The sequence below is a fragment of the Erwinia sp. GW821-FHT03D09 genome, assembly GCF_059420805.1.
Genome location: NZ_JBWKUK010000043.1, coordinates 1 through 1,342 on the forward strand (window position 1 = coordinate 1; position 1,342 = coordinate 1,342).

Here is a 1,342-nt window from a genome sequence, read left to right on the forward strand (position 1 = left end):
TTTATACAGTTATTGGGTTGGTTTTTCTTAATCTTAAACGTCAATAAGGAAGTCTATGAGTGGTTCAAATGAAGGTACAATGACTGTAACCGGAGGTGGTGGTACTTCTTCTGGTGTTCATTGGGGCGGTGGTGGAGGTAATGGTAATGGTGGTAATGCTGGCGGTGGAAATTCCAGCGGATACCCTGCTCAGGCCATGGCACCTTATGGTATGTCTGTACCCGTTTCTCCGGTTAATGGCACATGGCAAATCACTGTTATTACAACTATCGAAGATGCTTTATCTGCACTGTTGGCTGATTTCGAGAAGGGTATCCGTGTTGGGCTGCCTTATGCAGGACGGGTATCAGGTGTTCTTGCACTACTGGCTCCTTCCCCTCTTGCACCAGCTATGCGTGATCCCAGTCAAGCATTTGTTACTACGGCTTTACCTGCTAGTAAAGTGCTATCTGGTTCACTTCCTACTCAACCTGCATCTGTTGATACTGCCGGAGTTAATAAACGACTGGCAGATGAAGTTAAGGATGGGAAGCAACACGTTGCTGTTGTTGGGATTGCAGGAACTACTCAACGTGTAGCTGTAGTTGATGCAAAACCAACGAATATTCGTGGTGTTTATACTGCTGATGTTGTGCCAGGCAAGCCTGCTATGAGCATCCGGGTTACATCAGAAAAACCTGCGTCATTGTCTAAACCTGCGGGGGTTACGCCAGAGAAAGGTGCCACACGTCCTGCAGGTTTTACTGCCGGCGCAAACACTCACGATGTCATTATTCGCTTTCCGCCGGATGCTAAAGCCGAGCCTGTTTACGTTTCAGTTACTGGCGTACTCACGGAGACGGAACTGAAGGAACGCCAGGAAAAAGAAAAACAGCTGCAGGCTGCCTGGGATGCGGCTCACCCTCTTGAAGTTGCTCAGAGAAAGTCTAACCAGGCTAAAGCTGAGTTTGATAAAGCGGATGCCGCATGGCAGACGCAGAAAAAATCCCTGGATAACCTGAAAGCCTCGCCAGAAGGACGTGCGCTTACTGACCCAGCTAAAAACCCAATTACATCGACCACTGACTATAAAATTCGCGTTAGTGGTGGATTTGGTGGTGAGATCGGAGGCACTGCGACAGCGACAATTGATAGCAAGGCGAAACTGGATTATCTTTTAGCTAACAATGGGCTGGCCTACAAAAGAAACATCCTCAAAGATACTCAAGAAGTTCTCTCCGATGATGTAGAAGGCGATAAAGCAATCTACAAGGCTGAATATCAGGAGTACGATAAGTTACGGCAGCGCCTCTTAGATGCCCGGGGTAAAATAGCATCAACGGAAAAGGCCTTAGCGATAGCT

General features: G+C 47.7%; 1 protein-coding gene. It reads left to right on the forward strand.

The annotated features are described in order from the left end of the window. Positions 1–55: 55 nt before the first annotated feature. Positions 56–1,342: colicin-like bacteriocin tRNase domain-containing protein (locus AC07U6_RS22190; protein ID WP_494764858.1), on the forward strand; the 1,287-nt coding region annotated here is incomplete at its 3' end.